The following is a 15,348-nucleotide window of genomic DNA, read 5'->3' as shown; positions in this document are numbered from 1 at the left end:
GCACCGGGCGGAATCCGGCCCGTAGGCTGAGGGCATGATCGAGGACGAGGCCGGAAACGCCCTGCGGCTCTGGGGCGAGGCGACCGGCGACGCCGTGCTGCTCGACGGCTTCCACGCCCTGAAGCACGCCCTGCGCTTCGGCGCCGACGTGCGGGTGGCGGTCACCGCCGACAAGAAATCCGCCCTGGAGCTCGCGGCCGAGCTGGCCGACGACCTGACCGACGTGCTCGACGAGCGCCTGGTCGAGATCCCGGCGCGGACCCTGCGGGAGCTGCTGCCCAGGGTCCACCCCACCCAGGTGGCCGCGCTGGCGGTCAGGCCCGACCGCCGGGCGAACCTGGACACCATGTCGCGGGCTCCCCGACAGGCACCGGTCGTCGTCCTCGACAACCCCCGCAACCTCGGGAACGTCGGAGCCGTGATCCGGCTCGCCGCCGGGTTCGGGGCCACGGGCGTGGTCACCACCGGCGACATCGACCCCTGGCACCCGAACGCCGTACGGGCGGGCGCGGGCCTGCACTACGCCACTGCCGTGGAACGGCTGCCGCTCCCCGAACTGCCGCCCGGCCCGCTGTACGCGCTGGACCCGGAGGGGGACGACATCAGGTCCATCCCCCTGCCGGACGACGCGCTGATCGCCTTCGGCTCCGAACGGCACGGGATCTCCCCCGAGCTGCGGGAGCGGGCGACCCGGCTGGTCGCCCTCCCCATGCGGCCACAGGTCTCCAGCTACAACCTCGCGACCAGCGTCGCCATGGCGCTCTTCCACTGGGGAGGGCCGGACCCGGCCCAGCGGCCCTGAATCCGCCGGCCACGGCGGGAGGCTACGACGGGCGGCGCACCTCGACCGTGCGGAAGCGCGTCGCGACGAAGGCGCTGTCGCACAGCACCGCGTTGGCCGCGGGGTTGCCGCCCGAGCCGTGGAAGTCGGAGAAGGCGGCCGTCTGGTTGACGTACACCCCACCGGTGAGGTTCAGGGAGAGCTGGGCGCACTCCTCCAGGCAGGCCTCCTCGATCAGCCGCTCGACCTCCGGCGAGGTGGTGTACGCGCCGACGGTCATCGCGCCCTTCTCCCTGATGGTCCGCCGCAGCAGCTCCACCGCCTCCTGGGCCGAGTCCACGGCCACGGCGAACGACACCGGGCCGAAGCACTCCGACAGATAGGCCGCCTCGGCGTCGGGCTTGGCGCCGTCCAGCTTCACGATCACCGGCGTACGGACCGTGGCCCCGGGGAAGTCCGGGTTGGTCACCGAGCGGGAGGCGAGGGCGACCTCGCCGAGCTGCGCGGCAGCCCCGATGCGCTCCTTGACCTGGTCGTTCACGATGGCGCCCAGCAGGGCGTTCGCCCGGGCGTCATCACCGAGCAGGCCCTCGACCGCGCCCGCCAGATCGGTGACCAGCTCGTCGTAGGACTTGGGTCCGGCATCGGTGGTGATGCCCTCGCGCGGGATGAGGAAGTTCTGCGGGGTGGTGCACATCTGGCCGCTGTAGAGGGACAGGGAGAAGGCGAGGTTGCTCAGCAGGCCCTTGTAGTCGTCGGTGGAGTCGATGACGACGGTGTTGACCCCGGCCTTCTCCGTGAAGACCTGCGCCTGGCGGGCGTTGGCCTCCAGCCAGTCGCCGAAGGCGGTGGAGCCGGTGTAGTCGATGATGCGGATCTCCGGGCGGGTGGCCAGCGCCTTGGCGATCCCCTCGCCGTCCCGCTCGGCGGCCAGCGTGACCAGATCGGGGGAGAACCCCGCGCCGCGCAGCACCTCGCGGGCGATCCGCACGGTCAGGGCCAGCGGCAGCACCGCGCGCGGGTGCGGCTTGACCAGGACCGCGTTGCCGGTGGCGAGGGAGGCGAACAGACCGGGGTAGCCGTTCCAGGTGGGGAAGGTGTTGCAGCCGATGAGCAGCGAGACACCGCGCGGTACGGCGGTGAACTGCTTGCTCAGCGCCAGGGGGTCCCGCTTGCCCTGCGGCTTGGACCACTCGGCCGCGCCCGGCGTACGGACCTGCTCCGCGTAGGCGTACGCGACGGCCTCCAGGCCACGGTCCTGCGCGTGCGGCCCACCGGCCTGGAACGCCATCATGAACGCCTGGCCGCTGGTGTGCATGACCGCGTGCGCGAATTCGTGCGTACGGGCGTTGATCCGCGCCAGGATCTCCAGACAGACCGCGGCCCGGGCCTCCGGGCCCGCCTCGCGCCACTCGGGCATGGCCGCGCGCATGGCCGGCAGCAGCCGCTCGACGTCCGGATGCGGATACTCGACGCCCAGCTCCGGTCCGTACGGGGAGACTTCGGCGCCCGTCCACCCGTCCGCCCCCGGCTGGTCGAGCTCGAAGCGCTCGCCGCACAGCGCCTCGAAGGCCGCCAGGCCCTCGGCCGCGCTCAGGCTGTCGGGCACGGCGCCCTCCGCCCCGTACGCCTTCGGGTGCTCGGGGTAGGGCGACCAATAGGCACGCGTGCGGATGGCGTCCAGGGCCTGGTCGAGAGTGGGGCGGTGCTTCTCGATCAACTGGGCGGTGGTGGATCCGGCGGTCACGGCTGACCAACTCCTTGTCGAGCTGGGCTCGGAGAGGCGACAGGCTTCGGGCAACTTCGGAAACAAGGTCGGGCGAAGACTTCGGGGGCCCATGAACACCCCCCGGTAGATACAGTAACCGAACGATCGGTCGGGACAAGGGGGCCCGGCGAAGCTGTGGACAACTCATCGGGGAGGATCACCGACATGACCGCAATCGAGCCGGACCACGCCGTCGCCGTCGTCGGCACCGGCACCATGGGCCAGGGAATCGCCCAGGTCGCCCTGGTCGCCGGCCACCCGGTGCGGCTGTACGACGCCGTGCCCGGCCGCGCCGCCGAGGCCGCCCGGAGCATCACCGCACGTCTCGACCGTCTGGTGGAGAAGGGCAGGCTCGCGGCGGCCGACCGCGACGCGGCCCGCGCCCGGCTGAGCCCGGCGACACGGGTGGACGAACTCGCCGACTCCTCGCTCGTCATCGAGGCGATTGTGGAGCAACTCGAGGCCAAGCAGAAGCTGTTCACCGACCTGGAATCGGTCATTCCCGACGACTGCCTGCTCGCCACCAACACCTCCTCCCTGTCGGTGACCGCGATCGCCGGTGCCCTGCGCCTGCCCGGCCGTTTCGTCGGCCTGCACTTCTTCAACCCCGCCCCGCTGCTGCCGCTGGTGGAGGTGGTCCGCGGCTTCGCCACGGACGAGGCGGCGGCGGACCGCGCGTACGCCACGGTGGCCGCCTGGGGGAAGCGGCCCGTGCGCTGCGCCGACACCCCGGGGTTCATCGTCAACCGCCTCGCCCGCCCCTTCTACGCCGAGGCCTTCCGCGTCCACGAGGAGGGCTTCGCCGACCCCGCGACGATCGACGCCGTCCTGCGCGAGAGCGGCGGATTCGCCATGGGCCCCTTCGAGCTGACCGACCTCATCGGCCAGGATGTGAACGAAGCCGTCACCCGTTCGGTCTACGAGGCCTTCTTCCACGATCCGAAATTCACGCCCTCGCTCGCGCAGCGACGGCTCGTGCAGGCGGGGAGTCTCGGCCGGAAGTCGGGGCACGGGTGGTTCCCCTACGGGGAGGGCGCGGAGAAGCCCGAGCCACGTACGGCGGAGCCGTGTCCGGCGCCCGCCGTGGTCGGTTTCCACGCGCAGCTGCCCGGCCCCGCCGCCGTCCTGCGCGAGATGGTCGAAGAAGCGGGGCTCAAGATCGCACGCGACCGCACGCCCTCCGTGTCCGAAGGGTTCATCGCCCTGCCCGGCGGGGCGAAGCTCACCCTGACCAGCGGTGAGTCCGCCACCACGGAGGTCCTCGGGCCCTGCATCCTCTTCGACCTGGCCCTCGACTACCGCACCTGCACCCGGATCGCCCTCGCGCCCTCCGAGCTCGCCTCCCCCGAGGACGTCCGGGCCGCGATCGGCCTGTTCCAGGCCCTCGGCAAGAAGGTCAGCGTCATCGGTGACGCGCCGGGCATGATCGTCGCCCGTACCGTCGCGATGCTCGTCGACCTCGCCCACGACGCGGTCGGCCGAGGCGTGGCGAGCCCCGAGGACGTCGACATCGCCATGCGGCAGGGCGTGAACTACCCCCGCGGCCCCCTGGAGTGGGGCGACGAGCTGGGTGCGATCTGGGCGGATCGGTTGCTGCGCCGCCTGCACGACGACTACCCGGGCGGTCGCTACGCCGCCTGTCAGCCCCTGCGCCGCCGTGCGGCCGTCGAAGAGAGCCTGCTCTAATCATGACCATGGCCAAGCGCGACACCTACACGCCCGAATCGCTGCTCGCGGTCGCCGTCCAGGTGTTCAACGAGCGGGGCTACGACGGCACGTCCATGGAGCATCTCTCCAAGGCGGCCGGCATCTCCAAGTCTTCGATCTACCACCACGTCAAGGGCAAGGAGGAGCTGCTGCGGCTCGCGATAAGCCGCGCGCTGGACGAGCTCTTCGCCGTCCTCCGCGAGCCGGGTGCCGAGGAGGGCCGGGCGATCGACCGGCTGGAGTACGTCACCCGGCGCACCGTGGAAGTGCTGATGAGCGAGCTGCCGTATGTGACGCTGCTGCTGCGCGTCCGAGGCAACACGGACACCGAGCGCTGGGCCATGGAGCGGCGCCGCGAGTTCGACCACGAGGTCGCCGAGCTGCTCAAACGGGCCGCGGCCGACGGTGATCTCCGGGCCGACGTGGAGGTGCGGCTGGCGACCCGGCTGCTCTTCGGAATGATCAATTCCGTGGTGGAGTGGTACCGCCCCGAGCGCGGTGGTGCCGCGACGAGCGACGAGGTCGCCGACGCCGTGATCGCCACGGCCTTCGCGGGGCTGCGCACGTACCGCTGAGGCCGCGACGGCGGTGGCCCGGCCCTGCCGGGCCCACCACTGCCACGGCCCCGGTCGGCGCCCGCGCTAGCCGCCCCCGCCCTCCTGGAGATCGGTCTCCTCGAAGACCAGCAGCGTGCGGGTGCTCAGCACCTCGTCCATGGCCTGGATGCGGGTCAGGACCAGCTCGCGCAGGGCGCGGTTGTCCTTGGTGTGCACGAGTAGCAGCACATCGAAATCCCCGCTGACCAGGGCGATGTGCGCGGCTCCGGGCAGTGCGTGGAGCTTTTCCCGCACGGTGCGCCAGGAATTCTGGACGATCTTCAGCGTGATGTACGCCGACGCGCCCTGCCCGGCCCGCTCCTGGTCGATCAGCGCGCTGAATCCGCGTATGACGCCGTCGTCGATGAGGCGGTTGATGCGCGCGTAAGCGTTGGCGCGCGAGACGTGCACCCGCTCGGCCACCGACCGGATCGAGGCGCGGCCGTCGGACTGGAGCATGTACAGGATGGAACGGTCGATGTCGTCGAGCGGGCGCGCGGGCGCCCTCGCTCCCGACGTGGCCATCTGTTCCTCCGGCATACCGTCCCGCCTCCCCTTCATGGACGCCCTGTCCATATCTCAGGCTGTGGAGAACCGTTTGTCCACAGGCTCGGGCCGCCTGTAGCCAAATTGCGCCGACGACCGAACAATCGGTAGGGAGAGCGCGGGTTTCCCTCGGTAACGCGTTCCGGTCAAGCTCGTCCTTGAGGAGGTGCTCGTCATGACGGTCCTGGAGCAGCCCGGCTCGTACCGGCCCACACCGCCCCCCGCCTGGCAGCCCCGCACCGACCCCACACCGCTGCTGCCCGACCCGGAGCCGTTCCGCCTGCTGGGCACCGACGCCGCCGCGGACCTGGACCCGGAGCTGCTGCGGCGGCTGTACGGGCAGCTCGTGCGCGGCCGCCGCTACAACACCCAGGCCACCGCGCTGACCCGGCAGGGCAGGCTGGCCGTGTATCCCTCCTCCACCGGTCAGGAGGCCTGCGAGGTCGCCGCCGCGCTCGTCCTGCAGGAGCAGGACTGGCTCTTTCCCAGCTACCGCGACACGCTCGCCGCCGTCGCCCGCGGCCTGGACCCCGTCCAGGCGCTCACGCTGCTGCGCGGTGACTGGCACACCGGCTACGACCCGCACGAGCACCGCGTGGCCCCCCTGTGCACCCCGCTGGCCACCCAACTCCCGCACGCGGTCGGCCTCGCGCACGCCGCGCGCCTGAAGGGGGACGACGTCGTCGCGCTCGCCATGGTCGGCGACGGGGGCACCAGCGAGGGCGATTTCCACGAGGCGCTCAACTTCGCCGCGGTCTGGCAGGCGCCGGTCGTCTTCCTCGTGCAGAACAACGGCTTCGCGATCTCCGTGCCACTGGCGAAGCAGACCGCCGCCCCCTCCCTCGCCCACAAGGCCGTCGGCTACGGCATGCCCGGCCGTCTGGTGGACGGCAATGACGCGGCAGCCGTCCACCAGGTCCTGTCCGAGGCGATGCGGCGTGCCCGCAGTGGTGGCGGCCCCACCCTCGTCGAGGCCGTCACCTACCGCATCGAAGCCCACACCAACGCGGACGACGCCACGCGCTACCGCACCGACACCGAGGTCGAGATGTGGCGCGCCCACGACCCGATCGTGTTGCTGGAGCGCGAGTTGACCGGCAGGAAGCTGCTGGACGAGGCCGGTATGGAGGCCGAGCGGCAGGCTGCCGAGCGGATGGCCGCCGACCTGCGCGAGCGGATGAACCAGGACCCCGTGCTCGACCCGATGGATCTCTTCACCCATGTTTACGCCGAGCAGACCGTCCAACTGCGCGAGCAGGCCGACCGGCTGCGGGCCGAGCTGGCCGCCGCCGAGGAGCTCTCCCCCGGCCACCAGGAAGGAACGCAGCGATGACCGCCGCGGCCGTCGACACCGCCCGTAAACCCGTCTCGATGGCGCAGGCGCTCGGCCGGGCGCTGCGCGATGCCATGGCCGACGACCCGGCCGTCCATGTCCTCGGCGAGGACGTCGGCGCGCTGGGCGGCGTCTTCCGGGTCACCGACGGGCTGGCGAAGGAGTTCGGCGAGGACCGCTGCACCGACACGCCGCTGGCCGAGGCGGGCATCCTCGGCGCGGCCGTGGGCATGGCGATGTACGGGCTGCGGCCGGTGGTCGAGATGCAGTTCGACGCCTTCGCCTATCCCGCGTTCGAGCAGCTCATCAGCCATGTCTCCCGCATGCGGAACCGGACGCGCGGCGCGATGCCGATGCCGATCACCGTGCGGGTGCCGTACGGCGGCGGGATCGGTGGCGTCGAGCACCACAGCGACTCCTCCGAGGCGTATTACATGGCGACGCCTGGGCTCCATGTGGTCGCGCCGGCGACCGTCGCCGACGCCTACGGGCTGCTGCGGGCCGCGATCGCCTCCGACGACCCGGTGATCTTCCTGGAGCCCAAGCGGCTCTACTGGTCGAAGGCCGACTGGTCGCCGGACCGGCCCGAGCAGGTGCCGGGCATCGGCAGCGCGGTCGTCCGGCGGGCGGGCACGTCGGCGACGCTCATCACCTACGGGCCGTCGCTGCCGGTCTGTCTGGAGGCCGCGCAGGCGGCCACCGCCGAGGGGTGGGACCTGGAGGTCGTCGACCTGCGGTCGCTGGTCCCCTTCGACGAGGAGACGGTCTGCGCGTCCGTGCGCCGCACCGGCCGCGCCGTGGTCGTCCACGAGTCGACCGGTTTCGGCGGCCCGGGCGGGGAGATCGCGGCCCGGATCACGGAGCGGTGCTTCCACCACCTGGAGGCGCCGGTGCTGCGGGTCGCCGGGTTCGACATCCCGTATCCGCCCCCGATGCTCGAACGGCACCATCTCCCCGGGGTGGACCGGGTGCTGGACGCGGTCGCGCGGTTGCAGTGGGAGTCGGAGTGGACCGCGGGTTCCGAGAGGGGTACGCGCTGATGGCCGTGGTGCGTGAGTTCACGCTGCCCGACCTGGGCGAAGGCCTCACCGAAGCGGAGGTCGTCCGCTGGCTCGTCGACGTGGGTGACGTGGTCGCCGTCGACCAACCGGTGGTCGAGGTGGAGACGGCGAAGGCGATGGTGGAGGTCCCCTGCCCCTATGGCGGCGTGGTGACGGCCCGCTTCGGGGACGAGGGCACGGAACTGCCCGTGGGGGCACCCCTGCTGACGGTCGCGGTCGGCGACTCGGCCGACTCGGGTGACCCGGCTTCCCCCGCGAGCCCCTCCGCCGCCACGGCCCCCGCCGAGGGCGAGGGATCGGGGAACGTGCTGGTCGGGTACGGCACACAGGCCCCCGCGGCACGTCGGCGCCGGGTCCGCCCCGAGGCGCACGGCTCCCGTCCGAACCCGGGCCCGGCCGGTCGGGCCCCGGTGGCAATCCCGTCGACGGTCACGCCAGCGGCCCCGCGGACGATCACCTCCGCATCCACCGCCGTGGCGGTGATATCGCCGCTCGTACGGCGGCTCGCCCGCGAACACGGCGTGGACCTGCGGCAGGTGCGTGGCTCCGGCCCCGACGGGCTCATCCTCCGGGCGGACGTCGAGCACGCCACGCGCGCTCTGGAACAGCGCGCGGAGCACGAGGCGCAGCCGGCACCGCAGGCCGCCACGCGCGCCCACGCGATGCGTGCGGGCACGGCGGAGACAGGGGTTCAGCGCATCCCGTTGCGCGGAGTGCGGGGCGCGGTCGCGGAGAAGCTGAGCAGGAGCCGACGGGAGATCCCGGACGCCACCTGCTGGGTGGACGCGGACGCGACGGAGCTGATGGCCGCGCGCCGGGCGATGAACGCCGGTGGCGGCGAGAAGGTGTCGCTGCTGGCCCTGCTGGCGCGCATCTGCACGGCCGCGTTGGCGAAGTACCCGGAGCTCAACGCGACCGTGGACACCGAGGCGAGGGAGATCGTACGGCTGCCGGGGGTGCACGTGGGGTTCGCCGCCCAGACCGTACGCGGGCTGGTCGTCCCGGTGGTGCGCGACGCCCACGCACGGGACGCGGTCGGGCTGTCCCTGGAGATGGCGCGGCTCACGGAGGCCGCACGGACGGGGACGCTCGCCCCGGCGGAGCTGACCGGCGGCACGTTCACCCTGAACAACTACGGGGTGTTCGGGGTCGACGGCTCGACGCCGATCCTCAACCACCCCGAGGCCGCGATGCTCGGTGTCGGCCGCATCGTGCCGAAGCCGTGGGTGCACGAGGGGGAGTTGGCGGTGCGACAGGTGGTGCAGCTGTCCTTCACCTTCGACCACCGGGTCTGCGACGGCGGTACGGCGGGCGGCTTCCTGCGCTACGTGGCCGACTGCGTCGAACGGCCGGCGGTGCTGCTGCGGTCCCTTTGACGGAGTGCCCCACCGGGACGGGGCCGCGAAAGGTCCGGGAGGGGACAACCCGCGTGCCGGGCGGGGAATGCGACGGGCCCGGTCGCCGCTCCCGGGCCCGGCCCGGCGCTTCCGGGAGCGCCATACTCGTCGGATGACTGGTTACGACGCGGTGGTGCTCGCCGGAGGTGCGGCGCGCAGGCTCGGCGGGGCGGACAAGCCCGCCGTGCGCGTGGGCGGGCGCACGCTGCTGGACCGGGTGCTCGGCGCGTGCGCGGACGCCGGTGGGACCGTCGTGGTGGGGCCGCGCCGGCCGACCGCGCGAAGCGTCCGGTGGGCGCGCGAGGAGCCGCCCGGTGGCGGCCCGCTCGCCGCGCTCGCCGCCGGGCTCCGGCACACCGCCGCGCCCACCACGCTCGTCGTCTCCGCCGATCTCCCCTTCCTGCGGGCCGAGACCGTACGGGCCCTGCTCGCGGCGGCCGCCACCGGTGACGTCGAAGGGGCGCTGCTCTGCGACGCCGACGGACGCGAACAACCTCTCGTCGCCGCCTACCGGACCGAGCCGCTCCGCCGGGAGCTGGCGCTCCTCGCCACCGAGTACGGCAGCCTCGTCGGGCTACCGCTCCGGCTGCTCACGGCCGAGCTGTCGCTCGGCCGGCTTCCGCACCCCACCGCCTCTTTCGATTGCGACACCTGGGAGGACGTTGCCACCGCCCGCGCGCGCATCAGGGACGATGGGAGCGTGCTGGATGAATGGATCTCCGCGGCCAAGGCCGAGCTGGGCATCGAACTGGATGTCGACGTGACCGCCCTCCTCGACCTCGCGCGCGACGCCGCGCACGGTGTGGCCCGCCCCGCCGCGCCCTTGACGACGTTCCTCGTCGGCTATGCGGCGGCCCAGCGGGGCGGCGGGGCCGAGGCCGTCGCCGACGCGACCCGCAAGGCCGTCGCCCTCGCCGCGAGATGGGCCGAGGAGGCACAAGGGGATCAAGGGGCGCCCGGTGCCCAAGGGGCCGATGGCGCCGGGCAGGCGGACAAGGCGGAGGGCTCGGCGTGACGGACCGGGACGCGGACGCCGCGCTGGACCGCGCCGCCGACGAGGCACTGGCGCTGTTCGCCGATGACCGGAGGACACCGGGCGATCGGCGGGAGAGCCACCTCCGCCGTCCGCAACGTGCCGCGGACCTCGCGGAGACGGTGCGCTGGAACGTGGCCGACTGGGCCGCCGCGGACTGGGGAGGGCCCGCACCCCATGAACCCGAAGCCGACGACGGTTCCGACAGGCCGGCCGACAGCCCGTCCAACGGCCCCTCAAGGGGCTCCTCGTTCAACGACGAGTTGTTCAACAGCGACCCCTTCAGCTCCAGCGAAACGTCGCCCGGTGACAGGCCCACCCCCGACGACCGCGCCACCCGGCCCGCCTCCTCCACCAAGGCGACCCAGCGCACGAAGTCGGCCAGGTCAGCCAAGTCGGCCGAGTCGAACGATCCCGGCAGGCCGAGCCCGCCCGCCGGCGTGCCGGGCGAAGCCCCCGAGGACCGCCCTCACGCCACCCCCTGGCACGCCGCCCGTACCGCCGCCGCCCGCGCCGCCCAGCCCCTCCCGTCGGTCGTGCGCCCGCTCGGCGAGGCGCTGGGCCAGGTCCTCGCCGCGCCCCTCGCCGCACTTACCGACCTGCCGTCCTTCGACACCTCCGCCATGGACGGCTGGGCCGTCGCGGGCCCCGGCCCTTGGCGGCTCCCCTCGGAGGACACCGCCCCCGAAGGCGCCGGCCCGAGCACCGGCATCCTCGCCGGTCACGCCGAGGCCGCACCCCTCCGCGACGGCCACGCCGTCCGGATCGCCACCGGCGCCCGCGTGCCCCCCGGCGCCACCGCCGTCCTGCGCAGCGAGCACGGCAAGGTGCGCGGCGAGGGCCGCGAGCTCTACGCCAGCCGTCACATCACCCAGGGCCAGGACATCCGGCCCCGTGGCCAGGAGTGCCGCCGAGGCGACGAACTGCTGCCCGCCGGCGCCCTCGTCACCCCCGTCGTGCTCGGCCTCGCCGCCGCCGCGGGCTACGACGAACTGCGCGTCACCTCCCGCCCCCGCGTCGAGGTCCTCGTCCTCGGCGACGAGCTGCTCCGCGCGGGCCTGCCCCACGACGGCCGGATCCGTGACGCGCTCGGCCCCATGCTCGGCCCCTGGCTGCGTGCGCTCGGGGCCGAGGTGACGGCGACCCGGCACGTGGGCGACGACCCGGAGGCGCTGCACGCCGCCGTCTCCGCGTCGACCGCCGACGTCGTCATCACCACCGGTGGCACCGCCTCCGGGCCCGTCGACCACGTCCACCCCACCCTCCGCCGCCTCGGCGCCGAACAGCTCGTCGACGGGGTGGAGGTACGACCGGGCCACCCGATGCTGCTCGCCCGTATCGCGCCCGGCCGGCACCTGGTCGGGCTCCCCGGCAACCCCCTCGCCGCCGTCTCCGGGCTGCTGACCCTCGCCGAGCCCCTGCTCCGTACGCTCTCCGCCCGTCCGGCCCCGGCCCCCTACCGCGCCCGGCTGACCGAGGCCGTCCAGGGGCATCCCGTCGATACGCGCCTGATCCCGGTGGTCTACCAGCACGGCGACCGGGCACGCCCCCTCCGTTTCCACGGCCCCGCCATGCTGCGCGGCATCGCCGCCGCCGACGCGCTGGCCGTCGTGCCGCCCGGCGGGGCGGAGAAGGGCGCCGAGGCCGAGATCCTCGACCTGCCGTGGACGGCCGACGGCATCGGCATCAGCGCCGACTCCACCACCGGCACCGGAGGTACGCCGTGAAGCTGCCCGCCCACGACGCCACCGACCGTTCCACGCACCCGGACCCGACCGTCCCCCCGCCCGGCCACCACGGCGTTTCCGCGGCGGACCGCGCCGGTCAGCACGACACCGAGCACCGGATTCTGCTGCCCCGCTACACGGCGGGCCCGCTCCGCCAGGTCGCACGGCGGCTGCTCATGGCGCTGCTCGTCATGGTCGCGACGGTCCTCATCGTCTACTCGGACAGCAGCGGCTATCACGACAACGCCGACGGCAACGTCGACTTCCTCGACGCCGTCTATTACTCCACCGTCACCCTGTCCACCACCGGATACGGCGACATCGTCCCGTACAGCGACAGCGCCCGACTGAGCAACGTGCTGCTCGTGACGCCGCTGCGCGTTCTCTTCCTGATCATTCTGGTCGGCACCACCCTCGAGGTCCTCACCGAGCGGACCCGCGAGCAGTGGCGCCTGACCCGCTGGAGGTCCGCCTTGCGCGAGCACACCGTCGTCGTCGGCTTCGGGACGAAGGGCAGGTCGGCCGTGCAGACCCTCACCGCGACCGGCCTGGCCAACGCGCGGGTCGTGGTCGTCGACCCGAACCCGAAGGTCGTCGAGTCGGCGACCGCGCACGGCTACGCGGGCGTCGTCGGCGACGCCACCCGCAGTGATGTGCTGCTGCGTGCCGAGATCCAGAAGGCCCGTCAGATCATCATCGCCACCCAGCGCGACGACACCGCCGTGCTCGTCACGCTCACCGCGCGCCAGCTCAACCGTGGCGCGAAGATCGTCGCTGCCGTGCGGGAAGAGGAGAACGCCCCGCTGCTGCGGCAGTCCGGCGCGGACGCGGTGATCACGAGCGCGAGCGCGGCGGGCCGGCTGCTCGGGCTGTCCGTGCTCAGCCCCAGCGCGGGCACGGTCATGGAGGACCTGATCCAGCAGGGCAGCGGCCTCGACCTCGTCGAGCGGCCGGTGGTCAAGGCCGAGGTGGGGCGTGGCGTGCGGGACACCGACGACCTGGTGGTCTCCGTGCTGCGCGGGCACCGGCTGATCGGCTACGACGACCCGGAGGCGAGCCCGCTGAAGGCGACGGACCGCCTGATCACGATCGTACGGGCGCGGCCCAACGGTTCGGGGGAGTGACCGCCCCCCGACCCGCTGCACCAACGCCCGCCGCGCCAACGCCCGTCACGGACACGGAAACCCGACCGTGAAACGGACCCACGCATCGCGGGTGTCCCGCAGGCCCCGGGAGTAGCCTCGCGACCATGCATGCGATCACCATTCCCGAACCCGGCGGACCCGACGCCCTCGCCTGGACCGAGGTCCCCGACCCGGTACCCGACGCGGGAGAGGTCCTGGTCGAGGTCGTGGCCGCCGGCGTCAACCGCGCCGATCTGATGCAGCGGCAGGGCTTCTACGACCCGCCGCCCGGTGCCTCCCCGTACCCGGGGCTGGAGTGCTCCGGCCGGATCGTGGCGCTCGGGCCCGGCGTGAGCGGCTGGGCGGTCGGCGACGAGGTCTGCGCGCTGCTGTCCGGCGGCGGGTACGCGGAGAAGGTCTGCGTGCCGGTGGGCCAGCTGCTGCCCGTGCCCGACGGCGTGGACCTCGTCACCGCCGCCGCGCTGCCCGAGGTGACGGCCACGGTCTGGTCGAACGTCTTCCTCGTCGCCCAGCTGCGCCCCGGCGAGACCTTCCTCGTGCACGGCGGCGGCAGCGGCATCGGCACCATGGCCGTGCAGTTGGCGAAGGCCGTGGGCGCGCGCGTCGCGGTCACGGCGGGCGGGCCGGAGAAGCTCGAACGCTGTCGTGAGCTGGGCGCGGACATCCTCATCGACTACCGCGAGCAGGACTTCGTCGAGGAGCTGGACAAGGTCACCGGCGGCGTCGGCGCGGACGTCATCCTCGACATCGTCGGCGCGAAGTACCTCCAGCGGAACGTGGACGCCCTCGCCGTCAACGGCCGGCTGGCGATCATCGGTCTCCAGGGCGGCCGCAAGGGCGAGCTGGACCTGGGCAAGCTCCTCACGAAGCGGGCGGCCGTGACGGCGACCTCGCTGCGCGGTCGGCCGCAGGCGGAGAAGGCGACGATCGTGGCGGCGGTCCGGGAGCACGTCTGGCCGCTGATCGCCGGCGGACGGGTACGCGCGGTGGTCGACCGGACGATGCCGATGCGGGACGCCGCCGCCGCGCACCGCGTGCTGGAGGAGAGCTCGCACGTGGGGAAGGTGCTCCTCACGACGTGACGGATCAGGTGGCGTGGCCGATCAGGTGACGTGAAAGATCGGGCGATGTGACGGGTGGGGCCGGTGCCGAGGGGCACCGGCCCCACCCGTTTCGCCCCTACCTGTGCCGCCTCTCCCACCCAACCCACAGGCTGCCGCCACTCGACTCCCTCCCGTCACTCCTGGTCAACCATTCGGCCCACCGTCACCCACCTGGCCGTTCAGCGGGCAGGTGGCCCGGGGGCGTGTGAGGCTTGATGTGTGTCGGGAGGGGGTGGCTCCTGCGAAGGGTGGCGCCGTGGGTGGTGGAGTGCGGATGATGACCGGGACGCGGACAAGGGCCCAGGCCGGGACACAGACCAGAACACAGGCCAGGTGGCTCGCGACGACGGCCGGACTGGCCTTCACGGCCCTCCTGCTCATAGCCCCCGGCGCGCACGGTGAGGAGAAAGCGGTCTCCAGCAAACCGCCGTCCGCGCCGCCTGCCTCCGTCCCCGCCGTCGCCCCCGCCGCCCCGCTCGGCGTGATCCCCTCCCCGTCCCCGTCGTCCTCCCTGCTCTCCGAGCGGCTCGCCGGGAGCGTCGCCGGGGAAGGGCGTACCCACCCCGGCCGGGCCACGTCCTCGCCCGCCGACAGCCCTGCGGCGTCCGCCGCGTCCGGCGCGCCCTCCGCCTCCCCCGCGGCCTCGGAGCCGCCCGCCGAGAGCCCGGAGCCGGGCCGTGAGGCCGCCGCCGCGCCCAAGCCGCCCTTCAACACCCCGCCGCCCCGCGTCCGCCTCGAAGCCGCGCAGCCGTACGTTCCCGGGCCCGCCCCACGGACGTACGAGCCGAGTGCGCGCCCCTTGGACGACAAGGGCTCCGAGAGTGCCGAGGAGTCGGCCGACCCGGTCATGCGGGTCCTGCCGCTCGGCACCGGCATGACCCTCACCGGTCTGGGCCTGGGGTTCCTCGGCCTGCGGTTGCGCCGCGGCTGATCCGACCCCCCGCCTCGCGTTCACCCCCGCCTCGCGTTCACCCCCGCCTCGCGTTTCATCGCCACCTCGCGTTTCATCGCCACCTCGCGCTGAACGGCCGACGCGCGAGGGCTGCGCATGGGCCTTGCATCGGTTCTGTCCTCCGCACGGGTGCAGGAGGTATACATAACCGCCGCGATTACCGCCGCGACCCGTACGCGCTCGTGGGCCCAGCCACGGC

13 protein-coding genes are annotated in these 15,348 nt (G+C 73.3%); 11 read left to right on the top strand and 2 right to left on the bottom strand.

The genetic code is table 11. The features are described 5' to 3' along the window. Positions 1-34: 34 nt before the first annotated feature. Positions 35-802, top strand: coding sequence for a TrmH family RNA methyltransferase (locus FHS38_RS18460; protein WP_184734710.1), 768 nt, complete (start codon positions 35-37; stop codon positions 800-802). Positions 803-824: 22 nt separating this feature from the next. Here FHS38_RS18460 and paaN read toward each other — a convergent pair whose 3' ends face one another. Beyond that, on the bottom strand, positions 825-2,528 hold the full coding sequence (gene paaN / locus FHS38_RS18455) for a phenylacetic acid degradation protein PaaN (protein WP_184734708.1): 1,704 nt from the start codon (positions 2,526-2,528) through the stop codon (positions 825-827). 186 nt (positions 2,529-2,714) lie between these two features. On the opposite strand from paaN, the gene FHS38_RS18450 reads away from it, so the two are divergent. Both FHS38_RS18450 and FHS38_RS18445 read left to right on the top strand, forming a co-directional pair. After that, complete coding sequence (locus FHS38_RS18450) at positions 2,715-4,235, top strand: 3-hydroxyacyl-CoA dehydrogenase (RefSeq protein ID WP_184734706.1); 1,521 nt, start codon at positions 2,715-2,717, stop codon at positions 4,233-4,235. A gap of 2 nt (positions 4,236-4,237) precedes the next feature. After that, positions 4,238-4,831 carry a TetR/AcrR family transcriptional regulator gene (locus FHS38_RS18445; protein WP_184734704.1) on the top strand — a complete coding sequence of 198 codons (594 nt, stop codon included), beginning with the start codon at positions 4,238-4,240 and terminating at the stop codon, positions 4,829-4,831. 66 nt (positions 4,832-4,897) lie between these two features. On the opposite strand, the gene FHS38_RS18440 is transcribed toward FHS38_RS18445, so the two are convergent. Beyond that, positions 4,898-5,392 carry an Lrp/AsnC family transcriptional regulator gene (locus tag FHS38_RS18440; protein WP_184734702.1) on the bottom strand — a complete coding sequence of 165 codons (495 nt, stop codon included), beginning with the start codon at positions 5,390-5,392 and terminating at the stop codon, positions 4,898-4,900. A gap of 181 nt (positions 5,393-5,573) precedes the next feature. On the opposite strand from FHS38_RS18440, the gene pdhA reads away from it, so the two are divergent. From pdhA to FHS38_RS18400, 8 genes are all read left to right on the top strand, one after another. Then, positions 5,574-6,731, top strand: coding sequence for a pyruvate dehydrogenase (acetyl-transferring) E1 component subunit alpha (pdhA, locus tag FHS38_RS18435; RefSeq protein ID WP_184734700.1), 1,158 nt, complete (start codon positions 5,574-5,576; stop codon positions 6,729-6,731). After that, positions 6,728-7,771 (top strand): alpha-ketoacid dehydrogenase subunit beta, encoded by a 1,044-nt coding sequence (locus tag FHS38_RS18430; RefSeq protein WP_184734698.1) that lies wholly within the window; start codon positions 6,728-6,730, stop codon positions 7,769-7,771. The genes pdhA and FHS38_RS18430 overlap by 4 nt, the downstream gene beginning before the upstream one ends. After that, positions 7,771-9,168 carry a dihydrolipoamide acetyltransferase family protein gene (locus tag FHS38_RS18425; protein ID WP_184735058.1) on the top strand — a complete coding sequence of 466 codons (1,398 nt, stop codon included), beginning with the start codon at positions 7,771-7,773 and terminating at the stop codon, positions 9,166-9,168. Before FHS38_RS18430 ends, FHS38_RS18425 begins: the two co-directional genes overlap by 1 nt. A 133-nt stretch (positions 9,169-9,301) precedes the next feature. Next, positions 9,302-10,204 (top strand): NTP transferase domain-containing protein, encoded by a 903-nt coding sequence (locus FHS38_RS18420; RefSeq protein WP_184734696.1) that lies wholly within the window; start codon positions 9,302-9,304, stop codon positions 10,202-10,204. A 281-nt stretch (positions 10,205-10,485) separates the two neighbouring features. Then, positions 10,486-11,949 (top strand): molybdopterin molybdotransferase MoeA, encoded by a 1,464-nt coding sequence (locus FHS38_RS18415; protein WP_260420816.1) that lies wholly within the window; start codon positions 10,486-10,488, stop codon positions 11,947-11,949. Beyond that, the gene (locus FHS38_RS18410; RefSeq protein ID WP_373301838.1) at positions 11,946-13,073 is read left to right on the top strand and encodes a potassium channel family protein; all 1,128 of its coding nucleotides are present in this window, start codon (positions 11,946-11,948) and stop codon (positions 13,071-13,073) included. The genes FHS38_RS18415 and FHS38_RS18410 overlap by 4 nt, the downstream gene beginning before the upstream one ends. Before the next feature lie 125 nt (positions 13,074-13,198). Then, positions 13,199-14,176, top strand: coding sequence for an NAD(P)H-quinone oxidoreductase (locus FHS38_RS18405; protein WP_184734694.1), 978 nt, complete (start codon positions 13,199-13,201; stop codon positions 14,174-14,176). A gap of 295 nt (positions 14,177-14,471) precedes the next feature. After that, positions 14,472-15,128, top strand: a complete 657-nt coding sequence (locus FHS38_RS18400) for a hypothetical protein (RefSeq protein ID WP_184734693.1) — start codon at positions 14,472-14,474, stop codon at positions 15,126-15,128. Positions 15,129-15,348: the final 220 nt, after the last annotated feature.

This window comes from Streptomyces netropsis (genome assembly GCF_014203545.1).
GTDB lineage: Bacteria > Actinomycetota > Actinomycetes > Streptomycetales > Streptomycetaceae > Streptomyces > Streptomyces netropsis.
The sequence above is the reverse complement of the archived record's forward strand: the minus strand, read 5'-3'. Positions and strand labels throughout refer to the sequence as shown.

What these genes read in the sequence shown, in the direction of transcription:
- FHS38_RS18460 (WP_184734710.1), top strand. Translation starts at nt 35, where the DNA reads ATGATCGAGGACGAGGCCGGAAACGCCCTGCGGCTCTGGGGCGAGGCG.
- FHS38_RS18450 (WP_184734706.1), top strand. Translation starts at nt 2,715, where the DNA reads ATGACCGCAATCGAGCCGGACCACGCCGTCGCCGTCGTCGGCACCGGC.
- pdhA (WP_184734700.1), top strand. Translation starts at nt 5,574, where the DNA reads ATGACGGTCCTGGAGCAGCCCGGCTCGTACCGGCCCACACCGCCCCCC.
- FHS38_RS18400 (WP_184734693.1), top strand. Translation starts at nt 14,472, where the DNA reads ATGATGACCGGGACGCGGACAAGGGCCCAGGCCGGGACACAGACCAGA.
- FHS38_RS18425 (WP_184735058.1), top strand. Translation starts at nt 7,771, where the DNA reads ATGGCCGTGGTGCGTGAGTTCACGCTGCCCGACCTGGGCGAAGGCCTC.
- FHS38_RS18405 (WP_184734694.1), top strand. Translation starts at nt 13,199, where the DNA reads ATGCATGCGATCACCATTCCCGAACCCGGCGGACCCGACGCCCTCGCC.
- FHS38_RS18440 (WP_184734702.1), bottom strand. Translation starts at nt 5,392, where the DNA reads ATGCCGGAGGAACAGATGGCCACGTCGGGAGCGAGGGCGCCCGCGCGC.
- FHS38_RS18445 (WP_184734704.1), top strand. Translation starts at nt 4,238, where the DNA reads ATGACCATGGCCAAGCGCGACACCTACACGCCCGAATCGCTGCTCGCG.
- FHS38_RS18420 (WP_184734696.1), top strand. Translation starts at nt 9,302, where the DNA reads ATGACTGGTTACGACGCGGTGGTGCTCGCCGGAGGTGCGGCGCGCAGG.
- FHS38_RS18430 (WP_184734698.1), top strand. Translation starts at nt 6,728, where the DNA reads ATGACCGCCGCGGCCGTCGACACCGCCCGTAAACCCGTCTCGATGGCG.